The organism is Candidatus Pseudomonas phytovorans (assembly GCA_029202525.1).
GTDB lineage: Bacteria > Pseudomonadota > Gammaproteobacteria > Pseudomonadales > Pseudomonadaceae > Aquipseudomonas > Aquipseudomonas phytovorans.
Map to the genome: position 1 here is coordinate 132,578 of CP119325.1, position 14,781 is coordinate 147,358.

Sequence of the window (14,781 nt, forward strand, 5' to 3'; positions counted from 1 at the left end):
GCTGCGCGCCCCTTCGCGGGCATGCCCGCTCCCACAGGTATTTCACATACTTCGGCCATGCGCGGTAACTGTGGGAGCGGGCGGGCCCGCGAAGGGCTGCACAGCAGCCCCGGCAATTTCAGCTGATACGCCGCACCGGCAGCCACAACCTCACCCGCACCCCGCCATCGACGTTATCCACCGCCAATGCCCCGCCATGCAACTGCATCACCTCCGCCACAAAGTTCAGCCCCAGCCCGGTACTCTTGCGCCCACTCCCCGGCCGTGGCAGCGAGTAGAACCGCTCGCTGACTCGCCCGATGGCATACGCGGGTATCGCCTGCCCCTGGTTGAACAGGCTCAACGCCACCCGCTCGCCATCGCGCTCCAGGTCAAACAGCAGCGCGCCACCCTCGGGGGTGAAATCCAGCGCGTTATCCAGCAGGTTGGCCAGCGCCTGGCGCATCAGGAACGGGTCGCACAACAAGCGCAAACCGGCTGGTACCCGCTGACGCACGTGCAAACTGGCGCCTTCGATACGCGCAACATGGGCCAGCAGCAATTCGTCCACCAGCGCCGCCAGCGCCACCTGCTGTTCATCCTCCAGCGCCTGCATCTGCTCGACCCTGGCCAGGTTCAGCAGGCGCTCGATCATTTGCTGCAAGCGCTCGCTCTCACGTTCGATATTGCCGGCAAAGCGTGCCCGCTGCTCGGCCGGCATGTCATCCTGCAACAGTTCTGAGGCCCCGCGAATGGCAGCCAGTGGGCTTTTCAGCTCATGGGTAAGGGTATGCACATAGCGCTCGACATACGCCTTGCCCTCCAGTTGCGTGCGCATGCGCTCTACCGCCTGGGCCAGATTCGCCAGCTCACCGCCCTTGTAATGCGGGAGCTCCGCACGCTCACCTTCGCTGACCGCCTGGGCATAAGCGGCCAATTTGCGCAGCGAGCGCGCCAGCCACCACGACAACGCCGCGCCGATCAGCAAGCCCAGGCCAATCAACCCCAGGCCGAGGGTGAGCAGGCGCTGCTCGGAGCGGTCGATATACGGTTGCAGTGAGCTGTTGGGCTTGGCGACAGTGACAACGCCGATGATCTTGCTGGCATCCATGATCGGTGCCGCAACGTGCATCACCGAGGTGCTTTCATCGTTCGGGTCGCTGCGGGTGGAGCGGGCACCGTACTCGCCACGCAGGGTCAGCAGTACGTCGTTCCACTGCGAGTAATCCTTGCCCAGCGCCTCACCGCTGGAGTCCAGCAGCACGGTGCCTTTGGCGTCGGTGACATAGATGCGGTGGCTGACCTGATTCTTGGCCAGGCCCCAGATCTGCGCACCCGGGCTGCGCGAGCCGTAGGCCTTGAGCACTTCTGGCAGCCGGCTTTGGCTCAGGGTACCGGCCTTGACGTCATCGCGCAGGATCTCGGCCAGCAAGTTGGCTGTGTCCACCAGCGTCTCTTCCGAAGACTGGCGCACCACCGGGCGGATCTGTTCACGCACCGTGTTGAGCAGAAAGTAGCCCGCCAACCCGACGAACAGGAAGTACACCAGAAAAATCCGGATGCCCAGGCGCATCAGGCATGGTCCGGGCTGTAGCTGTAGCCAAGGCCGCGATGAGTCTGGATCGGCTCGGCGTCGCTGACTACCTGGCGCAGCTTGGCGCGCAGGCTTTTGATATGGCTGTCGATGGTGCGCTCGTAGCCAACGTCAGAGGCCACGCCCAGAGCGTCCAGCAGCTGCTCGCGGCTGAAGACCCGTTGCGGTTGCTCCAGCAGGCACTGCAGCAGGCGGAATTCGTGGCGCGTCAGGGTGAGTGGCTGGCTGCGATAGGTGATCTGCATGCGCAGGGTGTCGAGCTGAAACAGGGTAGCTTCGCCGGCAGGCTCGGCTCTGGGCACCATGCGTTTGAGGATCGCCCGTACCCGCGCGGCCACTTCACGCGGGCTGAAGGGTTTGACCACGTAGTCGTCGGCACCGATTTCCAGGCCTACCACCCGGTCGATTTCGCCGTCACGGGCGCTGAGGAACATTACCGGCACTTCGCTGAAACGGCGCAGTTGGCGGCAGGTTTCGAAACCCGTGATGTCGGGCAGGCCTATGTCGAGGATGATCAGGTCGGCCGGGCGCTGGCGCTGCTGTTCGAGGGCGGCGCTGCCCAGGGTTACCCATTCGGTGCTGTGGCCATCGGCCTGCAGGGCGTAGATCAAGGTATCGGCGATGGCGGCTTCGTCTTCGACGATGAGGATGTGGGGCATGGCGTGCGGCCTGTGCAGATCTCAATGGCGATGCACTATTGTGTAGGAGCGGCCTTGTGTCGCGAAAGGGGCGCGAAGCGGCCCCAGGATTTCGGCGTGATGCAGAGGTTGCTGGGGCCGCTTTGCGGCCCGATCGCGACACAAGGCCGCTCCTACAACGGAGGGCCAGTCTGGTTTTGGAGTCAGCAGTCAGGCTTGCCAGCGGTGAACTTCTTGGCCGGGTTAACGGCGGCCTTGAACTCGCGCAGCGCCTTGGAGCCGATCAGCAGCGGGTAGTTGAAGCTGCTGCGGTCCACCAGGTTCACTTCCACGGTGCGTTTCACATCACCCAGGCACAGCTCCAGGTCAACCACTGGGCGCTTGGAGATTTCTGGCGCATCGCCTTCCTCCTCCTCATCGGCACGGCCTTTGATCTTGCTGATACGCGAAACCTTGTGTTCGTAAACTTTGCCGTCCGACTCTTTGGTTGCCAGGCGGAAGCGCACCCACTCGTCACCATCACGGGTGAACAGCTCGATGTCCTTGGCCGACAGCGACGCGGTGAAGGCACCGGTGTCCATCTTGGCTTTCAGGGTTTCGCCAATCTCCGGCAGGGCAATATTCTCGTAACGGCCATAAATGGTCGGCTCGGCGGCCAGGGCCGGCAAGGCGCACAGCGACAACAGGGCAAGCAGTGATTTCACCGGTTAGCTTCCTTCCTTGATTGAGGACAGTGCTTAGACTGCACCCGTTGAATAGGTTCGTCGTCACAGGGTAATCAACATAATGTGAAACATTTGTGCCCGCCGCAGGGCATTGGGCATTTGGCGTAGGCCGCAACGCTGCTTATCATTGCTGACTGCTTACAGCCCACAACACGAGTACCTTTATGCGTCGCCTGCTGACCGGCATTCTTACAACCACCCTGCTACTGATCAACACCGTGGTGATGATTTGCCCGCTACTGGCCTTCGCCCTGCTCAAACTGGTGCTGCCGGGCAGTGGCCGCGACTATGCCTCCGCCGCCGTGATGTGGGTCGCCGAAGCCTGGTCCGAGATCGACAAGGCCATCTTTGCCCTGTGCATCCCTACGCAGTGGGATATCCGCGGTGTCGAGAGCCTTCGCAAGGACACCTCCTACCTGGCTGTAAGCAACCACCAGACCTGGGTCGACATCCCGGCGCTGATCGAAAGCCTCAACCGCCGTACACCGTTTTTCAAGTTCTTCCTGAAGAAGGAGCTGATCTGGGTGCCGCTGCTGGGCCTGGCCTGGTGGGGCCTCGACTACCCGTTCATGAAACGCTACAGCAAGGCGTTGTTAGAGAAGCACCCGGAGCTAAAGGGCAAGGACCTGGAAATCACCAAGGCGGCATGTGAGCTGTTCAAGCGCCAGCCGGTGACCGTTGTGAACTACCTGGAAGGCACGCGGTTCACCGAGGCCAAGCGCCAGGAACAGCAGTCGCCGTACCGCTACCTGCTCAAGCCCAAGGCGGGTGGTGTGGCGTTCGTGCTTGCAGCGTTGGGTGAGCAACTGGATGCCTTGCTGGATGTAACCATCGTCTACCCCGGCAACAAGGCGCCAGGGTTCTGGGCGTTGCTCAATGGCAGCATTAGCCGGGTGATTATCGACATTCAGGTGCGGGAGCTGGACCCTGAGCTGTGGGCGGGAGATTACGAGAATGACCCGGCCTTCCGCCAGACCGTGCAAGCCTGGGTGAACCAGCTGTGGCTGGAAAAGGACCAGCGGATCGAGCAGTTGCGGGCGGAGATGGGCTGAGGGTTTTGCTGCCTGAACTGGCCTCTTCGCGGGCTCGCCCGCTCCCACATGATCTCCACCGTCTTTGAACTCTGCGCGATACCTGTGGGAGCGGGCGTGCCCGCGAAGAGGCCAGTTCAGTCAGTACATAAACCTGATTAAAACCCAGACTAATAATCATCATTAGGATTACTTTTTTGTCTTCCACCACCTAAGTGGATAAAAATCGACCAAAGCACAACTACAAAAATGCCTGGATCGATCAATGGCCACCCAACCTAGCTCCGCCCCCGCCCAGCTCCGCCGCGTCCTCGGCCTGCCCGCCCTGGTGTTCTTCGGCCTCGTGTACATGGTCCCGCTGACCATCTTCACCACTTATGGAATAGTGACCGAACTCACCGGCGGTCGAACCGTTGGCGCCTACATGGTCACGCTGGTGGCCATGCTGTTCACCGCCGCGTCCTACAGCTTCATGGTCAAGCGCTTCCCGGTCGCGGGCTCGGCGTACTCCTACACCAACATGGCCTTCGGCCCCAACGTCGGCTTCCTGGCCGGCTGGTCGCTGCTGCTGGATTACCTGTTCCTGCCGATGATCAACTACTTGCTGATCGGCCTGTTCCTCAACATCGCCTTCCCGGCAGTGCCGGCCTGGGCCTTCGTGCTCGCCTGTATCGCCCTGGTGACCGTACTGAACGTGGTCGGCATCAACTCGGTGGCCAAGACCAGCAACCTGATCGTCGGCGCGCAAATCGTGTTTATCGGCGTGTTTGTCGCGCTGGCCTGCCAGACATTGGCTGGCCAGCCGCTCGACCTGCTGTCGCCGTTGCTGGGCGATGGCTCACAGCCTGGCTTCGGCCCGATCATGGCTGGCGCCGCTGTACTGTGCCTGTCGTTCCTCGGCTTCGATGCGGTCTCGACCCTGGCCGAAGAATGCCGCGATGCCCGCCGTGATGTTCCAAGGGCGATCATCCTCACCACCCTGTTCGCCGGCTTGCTGTTCACCCTGCTGGCCTACGTCAGCCAGTTGGTGCTACCGGGCAGCAGCTTCGCCAATGCCGATGCAGCGGCCAACGAAGTGATGTTCAAGGCGGGCGGGCAGTTCCTCACCAACTTCTTCACCGCCGCATATGTGGCAGGCAGCCTGGGTTCGGCACTGGCCTCGCAGGCGGCGGTGTCGCGCATCCTGTTCACCATGGGCCGTGACAACGTACTGCCGCGCCGCAGCTTCGGTTACCTGTCGCCGCGCTTCGGCACGCCGGTGTTCGCTATCTTGCTGGTGTCAGCGTTTTCGCTGCTGGCGTTGGTGATTGACCTGACTACCCTCGCCTCGCTGATCAGCTTTGGTGCGTTGGTGGCGTTCTCGGCGGTGAACCTGGCGGTGGTGAAGACGCACCTGATGGACGATGCCAGCCAGCGTAACGCCAAGGGGCTGCTGAGCTATGGCGTGGTGCCGCTGGTGGGGTTGGGGCTGACGCTTTGGCTGTGGACCAGCCTGTCGGCGCTGACGCTGGTGATCGGATTGTGCTGGTTTGCCCTGGGGTTGGCTTATCTGGCGACACTGACTGCCGGTTTCCGCCGGCCAGTGCGCCTGGTGGACTTCTCCGAAGCAGGCTGAGCCATCAGTGCCGTAGTCTGGTCGGCCGGGGCGTCTGCCTGGTATTTATGCCAGTTGTGGCGGACGCACCTGAAGGGGAAACTGAACGGAACCCAGTCCCCCACGCGAGCCCGCCATCGTGAATCAACGCCTTTATTTCTACCACAGTGAACAGCTCACGCTTGAGATCGAGGGTGCTCAAAGTCTGACCCTGCTGCGGGGTGCGGATCAGCCATTGGCTGAACGGCGCTGCAACAACTCGGGGGCTGAAAGCCGGTTGTTGATTACAGATGTGCAGAAATCATTGCTGCAGGCGCATATCGGGCAGGCACGGATCGCGTATGCCTACTCAACCTATGGGCATGACCCACGCTCAGCAGCCGCGGCGCCCCGGCTGGGGTTTAACGGAGAGGCCCGTGAGCAACTGACCGGGATGTATCTGCTGGGTCAAGGGTATCGCGCCTATGGGCCGACACTGATGCGTTTCCTGGCACCTGACAGTCTTAGTCCATTTGATGAGGGTGGCCTGAATGCCTACGGTTATTGCACGGGTGATCCCATCAACTATTCAGACCCAACAGGGCACAACAGGTTGATGGGGCTGCTCAATCGAATGCTAGGACGCAGTGCCCCTGGGCCAAAAAAGCCCATTAAGGAAGTGAGATTTGCACTGGCGACTTCAGAGGGTAAACTTGCTTACTCACAGCTCAACGCGCGCCTGCACGAAAAAAAGCCACATACGAGACCGACCTTCAGCTCAAATACTTTTATCCCATTTGAGCCACCCATTCCTACTCCTATTCAATTTCATCCTAAAAAGCACCGAGTAATCCTCGATACATACATGAAACACTACAACCGGAGACTTAACGCTACAAAATATGTGGAATACAAACAACGTCAAGGAACACCCATCTCACCAGAAAACGTTGAAAGAATAAATAAAATTGATTATTTCCTCACCAGATTAACTGAAATGCACAACGAATATATGCCAACAATGGCGATTTCCGCCATCACAATACGTAACGAATAACGGTCGAGGCACTTCCGATAAACGAGACCAACTAGCGGCTTCGTCATATGCCGATTGAGCAACTCAGGCCACAAACAGAAAGCTGTTTCTCAGAGCAGCGAAAGTGCAACGTGACTTGACCGCTTGGCTACGTGCGCCAACGACTTGATTATGCTCGCCAAACCAACGCTTCTTGCCAATGGCTGAAGAATCAGCTCATTCAGACCGAAGGTGTGCTCACCGGTACCGGCGTAGTCCAAAGGCTTCCCAGGTTCTGCAGCAACGACCCGGCAATACCCTGTTGCCCCAGATACTGCAGAATCAGCGGCGCAAACTGCCCGATCATCCCGCTATCCATCCCCAGCGCCTTGAACGCAGTGTCCAGGTCGCTGCGGTTTTCTACGTTGTTCCCCAGCGCATTGCTCAACGCCGATTGGCTATCACTGTTCTTGCCCAGCATTTCACCCAACCCGCCCAGCGCATTGGCCCCGGCGAGCAAGTCCAGCCCCGGCACCGCTTTGGTCAGCTGGCCATAGTCATCACTGCTGAGGTTGTTACGCGCCAGCCCCAACATCGCCCCCGCCCCGCCCACGGCCTGTTCGGGGGTGATCTTCAATTCGCTGCCCAGGGTGTTGAGCAGATTGGCCTGCGCCTCGGGCGCCTGTACCTGGCCTTGTTGCTTCTGGTTCTGCATGGCGGACACGGCGTTGGCAGCGTCGCTGAGGTTGAAGGCGAACACCGGGCTTGCGGCCAGGGTCATCAGGGTTGCCAGGGTGAATGCTTTCATCGGGAGGGACCTCGTTGGCCGGGATGGCCTGGGAAACGGGTCATTTGACTCATTGGCAAGGCATTTGTTCCTAACCATCTTTAAAGGGCCAGCCGCTGCCGGTGTCGACCTGACATTTCTACCAGTAGCCGCGCAGACACGATAGAGAGAGACTTAAATTTACAACGTGGCAGAGTCAGATTAATCAATTCGGGACGACACCAATGAATTTATATACGCCTTACGGATACTTAGCAAAACCAACGCCAATGGTGAGTACACTTGCTTTCAATGGTGAGCACTTGGAAGAGATGACGCAGAGTTATTTGCTCGGGAACGGATATAGATCATATCAACCCATGCTGATGAAATTTTGCCAACCTGATAGCCTGAGCCCTTTTAGGGATGGTGGGATAAACAGCTACGCGTATGCAGGAAACGATCCTGTCAATTACTCCGACCCCAGCGGACACTACCGGTTCTTCGAACGAGGAAAATCCTATAGCGGTCGGGCAAATGTAGTAGGCGGCGGCTTTGTCTACATGGCCAAACACCCGACCGAAAAGGGCAAACTTGCCATCACTGCGGTTAATCATGGAAGCACAGGTGGGCTATCAAACGAAAACAAAACGCTTTCACCTGAGCGGTGGATTCGCGCAATTTAAAATCAAGGATTTGACACTGGAAAGTATGACATTCACTTAATCGCATGCTACTCTGCCGACCCTTCGCCAAAGGGTGATTCTTTTATACAAAATATATCAAACCTAACCGGCCGCAAAGCGTATGGTTATTCGGGCGTTGTCTACGCACGCAACACGTTCGGAGCTGTGTCAGGAGGCACCAGACAAGTCACAAGCCGCGTCATATCAAAATTGCCGTCCTACAATGAAGACAAGAAAACGTTCAACTATAATTTCATGTCTGCTGCCCCCGGGGCCATACGCGACCCAAAAAGTTGATAGCCTATTAATTCCAGCACCACTGAATATTATTGTCAAAAGCCCCTCTAAGGAGGGGCTTTCTATTCGGTTAAACTAAATCACGCCGCGCCCCACATCTTGTGCGGGTCGATCACAAACTTCTTCGGCACACCCGCATCAAACTCGCCATACCCTTCCGGCGCCTGATCCAGGTTGATCACCTGCACGCCAACTACTTCGGCAATGTTGATGCGGTCCCACATGATCGCCTGCATCAGCTGGCGGTTGTACTTCATGGTCGGGGTCTGGCCGGTGTGGAAGCTGTGCGACTTGGCCCAGCCGAGGCCAAAGCGGATGCTCAGTGCGCCGATTTTGGCAGCGGCGTCCGATGCACCTGGGTCTTCGGTTACGTACAGGCCCGGGATACCAATGCTGCCGGCAACACGGGTAACCTGCATCAGCGAATTCAGCACGGTGGCCGGGGCCTCGTGCTTGGCGCCTTCATGGCCATGGCCACGGGCTTCGAAGCCGACGGCGTCGACGGCGCAGTCCACTTCCGGCTCGCCGAGGATGTCGATGATCTGCTCGTGCAGCGGGGTGTCTTTGGACAGGTCGACCACTTCGAAGCCCTGCGACTTGGCGTGGGCCAGACGGGCCTGGTTAAGGTCGCCGACGATGACGCAAGCAGCGCCCAGCAGGCGCGCCGAGGCAGCGGCGGCCAGGCCGACCGGGCCGGCACCAGCGACATAAACGGTGCTGCCTGGGCCTACGCCGGCAGTCACGGCACCGTGGAAGCCCGTTGGCAGGATGTCGGACAGGCAGGTCAGGTCACGGATCTTTTCCATGGCCTTGTCGCGGTCAGGCAGTTTCAGCAGGTTGAAGTCCGCGTATGGCACCAGCACGTATTCGGCCTGGCCGCCGGTCCAGTCACCCATGTCGACGTAGCCGTAGGCACCGCCCGCACGGGCCGGGTTGACGGTGAGACACACGCCGGTGTGCATCTCTTTGCAGGAGCGGCAGCGGCCGCAGGCAACGTTGAACGGTACCGACACCAGGTCGCCGATTTTCAGGCGCTCGACGTCACGGCCGAGCTCGACGATTTCACCGGTGATTTCGTGGCCCAGAACCAGGCCGACCTGGGCAGTGGTGCGGCCGCGGACCATGTGCTGGTCGGAGCCGCAGATGTTGGTGGAGACCACCTTGAGGATGACGCCGTGCTCGATCTTCTTGCCGCGCGGGTCCTGCATTTTCGGGTAGTCGATTTTCTGTACTTCGACCTTGCCAGCGCCGAGATACACCACTCCACGATTGCCAGACATGCTCTTACCTCGCTTGATTTGTATTTATGCAGCGGTGGTTGAACGCGCCGCCTTCCGTGGGCGGCTTGTGTTACTGGAATGCAGGAGATTGTGGGCCTGATGGGGCCGGATGCACTGACTGGGAGCGACAGAGAGATGCCTTTTAGCGGCAGGTGGAATTGTGTGAGGCCATTCGCGGGACAAGCCCGCTCCCACAGGCTCACCGCTTTTTTGAAGGTAGCGATGATCCTGTGGGAGCGGGCTTGTCCCGCGAAGAGGCCGGTACAGGAATTAGAGAACTACAGTCCGGTTGGCGTTGAGGAACACCCGCCGCTCAATGTGATAACCCACCGCCCGCGCCAGGGTCAGGCCTTCAATGTCGCGGCCCTTGGCAATCAAATCTTCCGGGTAATGACTGTGGTCCACCACCTCGACGCCCTGGGCAATGATCGGCCCTTCATCCAGGTCGTTGTTGATGTAGTGCGCCGTGGCACCGACCATCTTCACGCCCTTGTTGTAAGCCTGGTGGTAAGGCTTGGCGCCCTTGAAACCTGGCAACAGCGAGTGGTGAATGTTGATCGCCCAGCCATCCAGGCGCCGGCACAACTCGGGCGACAGCACCTGCATGTAACGGGCGAGGATCACCAGCTCGGCTCCGGTCTCCTCGATCACCTGAATCACCTTGCGCTCTTGCGCAGGCTTGTCATTGGGATCGAGGGCGAAGTGGTAGTACGGAATCTTGTGCCATTGCGCCAATGGTTCGAGATCGGGATGGTTGGACACCACCGCAACCACGTCCATGCCCAACTGGCCAATGCGCTGGCGATACAGCAAGTCGTTCAGGCAGTGGTCAGCCTTGGACACCATGATCACCACCTTGGGGCGGTGATTGGGTGCGGTCAGCTCGAACGTCATGCCGAACGCATCGCTGCGCTCGGCGAGGCCGGCGCGAAAGCCTGCCTCGTCGAAATCGTCCGGCTGGCGGAACTCCACGCGAATGAAGAAACGCCCCGACTGCCGGTCATCGAAGGAGTGGTGCTCCGTCACGTAGCAGCGCTGCTCGAAGAGGTAACGCGTCACCACGTCGACGGTGCCGAGCATGCTCGGGCAGTCGGCGGTGAGAATCCAGGTATCCGGTGCCCGACTCATGTTCTGCTCTCCTTAAGCCTCGATGCTCAGGCCGTATTCGGCCGAAGCGTCCTGCAGCCACAGCCACCAGTAGTCGGAGAAGCTGCGGCGAATCACCAGTTCCCAGGTGTCTTCGGCAGTGCGGCGGATCACCAGTTGCGACTTGGCGAACACGGTGCCGACAGCCTTGCCCACCGGGAAGTTGTTTGGGTGAACATCATAGCTGGTGGACTTCATCAGCACTTCGCGCACGTTCGGGCCGCGCAGTTCCAGCAGGCTCTGCCCGCCGCTGACGTTGACCACCTGGATGTGCTGGCCTTCAAGGGCCGCACGCAGCTTTTGCTCGACCGCCAGTTCCTGGCCACCAGGCACGATCAGCAGCCACTCGTCGGGGCCGACCCATTGCAGCGAGGTGTCACCGTTGGCGACCACGGTCAGGGCTACTGGCAGCTCCAGGCCCAGGGCCTTGTGCACGCCGGCGGCGAATTCCGGGTTGTGGCCATCGCCACGGAGGGTCAGGTGGCCGAGGAATTTCTTTTCACGCAGGGTTACGCCTGCGTTCTTGCGGCCTTTGCCAACCAGGCTGGCCAGGTCGGCGTGGTGCAGTGGCGACTGGGCCTTGGCCTCGGCGCCGGGGTTTTGCTGGTAGACGTTGATAGCGCTCATTTCTTACCTGCCTTGAATTCTTGTTCATCAGGGCAGCGCAGCCGGGCGATCAGGCTGCGCCGCCATCCGGGGCCTTAGACGTTCTGCCGCTCACCCTTCGGATCGAAGAACACCGAAGACACGATCTCCGCCTCGATCACACTGCCGTCAGCCTGCGGTGAGTAAACCCGCTCGCCCATGCGCTTCAGGCCGCCTTTGACCACACCCATGGCGAACGAATAGCCCAGGGAGTTGGAGGCGTAGCTGGAGGTGACGTGGCCAACCATGTCCATCGGGATCGGCTGCTTCGGATCGAAGACCAGCTGGGCACCTTCCGGCAGCCATTTGGTCGGGTCGACCGGCTTCAGGCCTACCAGCTGCTTGCGGTTTTCGCGCACGCAGTCTTCGCGGTTCATGCCACGCAGGCCAATCCACGAGTACGGCTTGTTGCGGCCCACACACCAGCTCATGTTCAGGTCGTCCGGGTTCATCGAACCATCGGTATCCTGGCCAACGATGATGAAGCCCTTCTCGGCACGCAGTACGTGCATGGTCTCGGTACCGTACGGGGTCAGGTTGTACTTCTTGCCGGCCTCGATGATTTTTTCCAGCACGCCCATGGCGTAGTTGGCCTGCACGTTGACTTCGTACGACAGCTCACCGGTGAAGGAGATACGGAACACGCGGGCCGGTACGCCGCCGACGTTGCCTTCCTTCCAGGTCATGAACGGGAAGGCTTCCTTGTCCATGTCGATGTCGGTCAGCTCGCTCAGCAGCTTGCGGCTGTTGGGGCCGGACAGGGTCATGGTCGCCCAGTGGTCGGTGACCGAGGTGAAGTACACCTTCAGTTCCGGCCATTCGGTTTGCAGGTACAGCTCCATCCACTGCAGTACGCGCGCTGCGCCGCCAGTGGTGGTGGTCATGATGAAGTGGTTGTCGCCGACGCAGGCAGTTACGCCGTCGTCGAAGACCATGCCATCTTCCTTGCACATCAGGCCGTAGCGGGCCTTGCCCACGTCGAGCTTGGTCCAGGCGTTGGTGTAGATGCGGTTGAGGAACTCGCGCGCGTCCGGGCCCTGGATGTCGATCTTGCCCAGGGTCGAAGCGTCCAGCAGGCCGACGCTGTCACGCACCGCCTTGCATTCGCGGGCCACGGCAGCATGGATGTCTTCACCGGCTTTCGGGAAGTACCAAGGGCGCTTCCACTGGCCGACGTCCTCGAATTCGGCGCCGTTCTTCACGTGCCAGGCATGCAGGGCGGTGAAGCGCACGGGCTCGAACAGGTGACCACAGTGACGGCCCGCTACCGCACCGAACGTCACCGGCGTGTAGTTGGGGCGGAACATGGTGGTGCCCATTTCCGGGATGGTGATGCCGATCGAACGGGCGGCGATGGCCAGGCCGTTGATGTTGCCCAGTTTGCCCTGATCGGTACCGAAGCCCAGTGCGGTGTAGCGTTTTACGTGCTCGACCGACTCGAAGCCTTCGCGGGTGGCCAGCTCGATACCGGCGGCGGTCACGTCGTTCTGTTGGTCGACGAACTGCTTAGGCCCTTTAGTGCCTTTGTCGTGCGGCACCTGGAACAGTGCCACGGTGGCCTCTTCCTTGCGGGCAACGGTTTTCGGCAGGGTGCCAACGGTAGCCTTGAAGCCGGCTTCGGTAGCTGCGCGCACGCCGCCTTCGAAGCCATCGGCAATCACGTCGCCAAGGGCATAGACGCCGATGATGCCACCCACGCACTCGCGTTTCTGCGGTGCATCGCCCGGCACGAAGCCGAGGATGTCGTCACGCCACACCGGGCGACCGCCCAGGTGCGACGCCAGGTGGACGATCGGGCTGTAGCCGCCGGAAGTTGCGATCAGGTCGCACTCCAGGGTTTCGCCTGGGCTGGTGACTTTGTGCGCTTGCACGTCGATGGCTGCCACGCGGGCGCCGGTCACGTGCTTGCTGCCTTTGGCCTCTACCACGGCGCTGGAGGTGAGGATGCGAATGCCTTTGGCACGCGCCTCTTCAACCAGCGAGCCACGCGGGTTGTGACGGGCGTCGGCGATGGCGACCACTTGCAGGCCGGCGTCGTGCCAGTCCAGCGCAGCGCGGTAGGCGTGGTCGTTGTTGGTCGACAGCACCAACTTGCGGCCAGGGGCCACACCGTAGCGGCGAACGTAGGTGGAAACAGCACCGGCCAACATGTTGCCCGGCACATCGTTGTTGCCGTACACCAGCGGGCGCTCGTGGGCGCCCGGCGCCAGTACCACGCGCTTGGCGCGTACACGGTGCACACGGTGGCGTACCTGGCCGATCGGGGCGCGGTCGCCGAGGTGGTCGGTGAGGCGCTCGTGAATGGTCAGGAAGTTATGGTCGTGGTAGCCGTTGACCGTGGCGCGTGGCAGCAGGGTCACGTCCGGCAGGCTTTCCAGCTCTTTGATCACAGCGTTGACCCAGTCGGCGGCAGGCTTGCCGTCGAGGGTTTCACGCGAATCGAGCAGGCTGCCGCCAAACTCTTCCTGCTCGTCAGCCAGGATCACACGGGCGCCGCTGCGTGCTGCAGCCAGTGCAGCGGCCAGGCCAGCAGGGCCGGCGCCAACGATCAGCACGTCGCAGTGCTGGTTCATGTAGTCGTAGCTGTCCGGGTCGTTCTGCAGCGGTGCACGGCCAAGGCCGGCTGCTTTGCGGATGTACTTCTCGTAAGTCATCCAGAACGATTTCGGGTACATGAAGGTTTTGTAGTAGAAGCCCGGCGGCATCATGCTGCCGCCCACCTTGCCGAGGATGCCCATGACGTCATTGTTGACGTTCGGCCAGCCGTTGGTGCTGGTGGCGACCAGGCCTGCGTAAAGCGCCTGCTGGGTAGCACGCACGTTAGGGATCTGGGTGGCTTCGCTGGAGCCGATCTGCAGGATGGCGTTCGGCTCTTCGGTACCGGCTGCGATGATGCCGCGTGGGCGCGAGTATTTGAAGCTGCGGCCCACGATGTCGACGCCATTGGCCAGCAACGCGGCGGCCAGGCTGTCACCGGCATAACCCTGGTAGGTCTTGCCGTTGAAGGTGAAGTTCAGGACCTTGCTGCGGTCGATACGGCCGCCGCTGGCGAGGCGATAGGTCTGGCTCATACTTTTTCCCCTTGGCCTTTGACGGTCGACGGTACGCTGTTCTGCTTGCCGCCTTCAGTCACTTGCGGTTTCTCGCCAATCTTGTAGGTTTCCAGAATTTCGTAGGTCACGGTGTTGCGGGTGACGTTGAAGTACTGGCGGCAACCGGCAACGTGGTCCCACAGTTCATGGTGAATACCGCGCGGGTTGTCACGGTAGAACATGTAGGTACCCCACTCCTCGTCGGAGCAGGCGGCTGGGTCCAGCGGGCGGGCGATATGCGCCTGGCCAGAGGCGTGAAACTCTTCTTCGGAGCGCAGCTCGCCGCAGTGGGGACAGAAAATATGCAACATGAC

13 protein-coding genes are annotated in these 14,781 nt (G+C 60.6%); 4 read left to right on the forward strand and 9 right to left on the reverse strand.

The window, feature by feature from the left end:
- Nucleotides 1-118: 118 nt before the first annotated feature.
- The 3 genes from creC to P0Y58_00565 form a co-directional block, all read right to left on the reverse strand.
- Complete coding sequence (creC, locus tag P0Y58_00555; GenBank protein WEK30714.1) at nt 119-1,552, reverse strand: two-component system sensor histidine kinase CreC; 1,434 nt, start codon at nt 1,550-1,552, stop codon at nt 119-121.
- Nucleotides 1,552-2,232, reverse strand: coding sequence for a two-component system response regulator CreB (gene creB, locus P0Y58_00560; GenBank protein ID WEK30715.1), 681 nt, complete (start codon nt 2,230-2,232; stop codon nt 1,552-1,554). The genes creC and creB overlap by 1 nt, the downstream gene beginning before the upstream one ends.
- Before the next feature lie 182 nt (nt 2,233-2,414).
- Nucleotides 2,415-2,915, reverse strand: coding sequence for an ATP-dependent zinc protease (locus P0Y58_00565; GenBank protein ID WEK30716.1), 501 nt, complete (start codon nt 2,913-2,915; stop codon nt 2,415-2,417).
- A 185-nt stretch (nt 2,916-3,100) separates the two neighbouring features.
- On the opposite strand from P0Y58_00565, the gene P0Y58_00570 reads away from it, so the two are divergent.
- The 3 genes from P0Y58_00570 to P0Y58_00580 all read left to right on the forward strand — a co-directional run bounded on the left by P0Y58_00570 (nt 3,101) and on the right by P0Y58_00580 (nt 6,597).
- Nucleotides 3,101-3,988, forward strand: a complete 888-nt coding sequence (locus tag P0Y58_00570; GenBank protein WEK30717.1) for an acyltransferase — start codon at nt 3,101-3,103, stop codon at nt 3,986-3,988.
- 244 nt (nt 3,989-4,232) lie between these two features.
- A complete protein-coding gene (locus P0Y58_00575; protein ID WEK30718.1) occupies nt 4,233-5,582 on the forward strand; it encodes an APC family permease in 1,350 nt (449 codons plus the stop codon).
- 118 nt (nt 5,583-5,700) lie between these two features.
- On the forward strand, nt 5,701-6,597 hold the full coding sequence (locus P0Y58_00580) for an RHS repeat-associated core domain-containing protein (protein WEK30719.1): 897 nt from the start codon (nt 5,701-5,703) through the stop codon (nt 6,595-6,597).
- A gap of 199 nt (nt 6,598-6,796) precedes the next feature.
- On the opposite strand, the gene P0Y58_00585 is transcribed toward P0Y58_00580, so the two are convergent.
- Nucleotides 6,797-7,363 carry a DUF2780 domain-containing protein gene (locus P0Y58_00585; protein WEK30720.1) on the reverse strand — a complete coding sequence of 189 codons (567 nt, stop codon included), beginning with the start codon at nt 7,361-7,363 and terminating at the stop codon, nt 6,797-6,799.
- A 203-nt stretch (nt 7,364-7,566) separates the two neighbouring features.
- Here P0Y58_00585 and P0Y58_00590 point away from each other — a divergent pair, with 203 nt between their 5' ends.
- Complete coding sequence (locus P0Y58_00590) at nt 7,567-8,007, forward strand: RHS repeat-associated core domain-containing protein (protein WEK30721.1); 441 nt, start codon at nt 7,567-7,569, stop codon at nt 8,005-8,007.
- A 377-nt stretch (nt 8,008-8,384) separates the two neighbouring features.
- Here the strand turns inward: P0Y58_00590 and fdhA are convergent, their stop codons facing one another.
- The 5 genes from fdhA to P0Y58_00615 all read right to left on the reverse strand — a co-directional run bounded on the left by fdhA (nt 8,385) and on the right by P0Y58_00615 (nt 14,778).
- Entirely contained in the window at nt 8,385-9,584 is a 1,200-nt protein-coding gene (fdhA, locus tag P0Y58_00595; GenBank protein ID WEK30722.1) for a formaldehyde dehydrogenase, glutathione-independent, read from the reverse strand.
- Nucleotides 9,585-9,854: 270 nt separating this feature from the next.
- Complete coding sequence (purU, locus tag P0Y58_00600) at nt 9,855-10,712, reverse strand: formyltetrahydrofolate deformylase (protein WEK30723.1); 858 nt, start codon at nt 10,710-10,712, stop codon at nt 9,855-9,857.
- Nucleotides 10,713-10,724: 12 nt separating this feature from the next.
- A complete protein-coding gene (gene soxG / locus P0Y58_00605) occupies nt 10,725-11,357 on the reverse strand; it encodes a sarcosine oxidase subunit gamma family protein (protein WEK30724.1) in 633 nt (210 codons plus the stop codon).
- 74 nt (nt 11,358-11,431) lie between these two features.
- Nucleotides 11,432-14,446, reverse strand: a complete 3,015-nt coding sequence (locus P0Y58_00610; GenBank protein ID WEK30725.1) for a sarcosine oxidase subunit alpha — start codon at nt 14,444-14,446, stop codon at nt 11,432-11,434.
- The gene (locus P0Y58_00615; protein ID WEK30726.1) at nt 14,443-14,778 is read right to left on the reverse strand and encodes a sarcosine oxidase subunit delta; all 336 of its coding nucleotides are present in this window, start codon (nt 14,776-14,778) and stop codon (nt 14,443-14,445) included. Before P0Y58_00615 ends, P0Y58_00610 begins: the two co-directional genes overlap by 4 nt.
- Nucleotides 14,779-14,781: the final 3 nt, after the last annotated feature.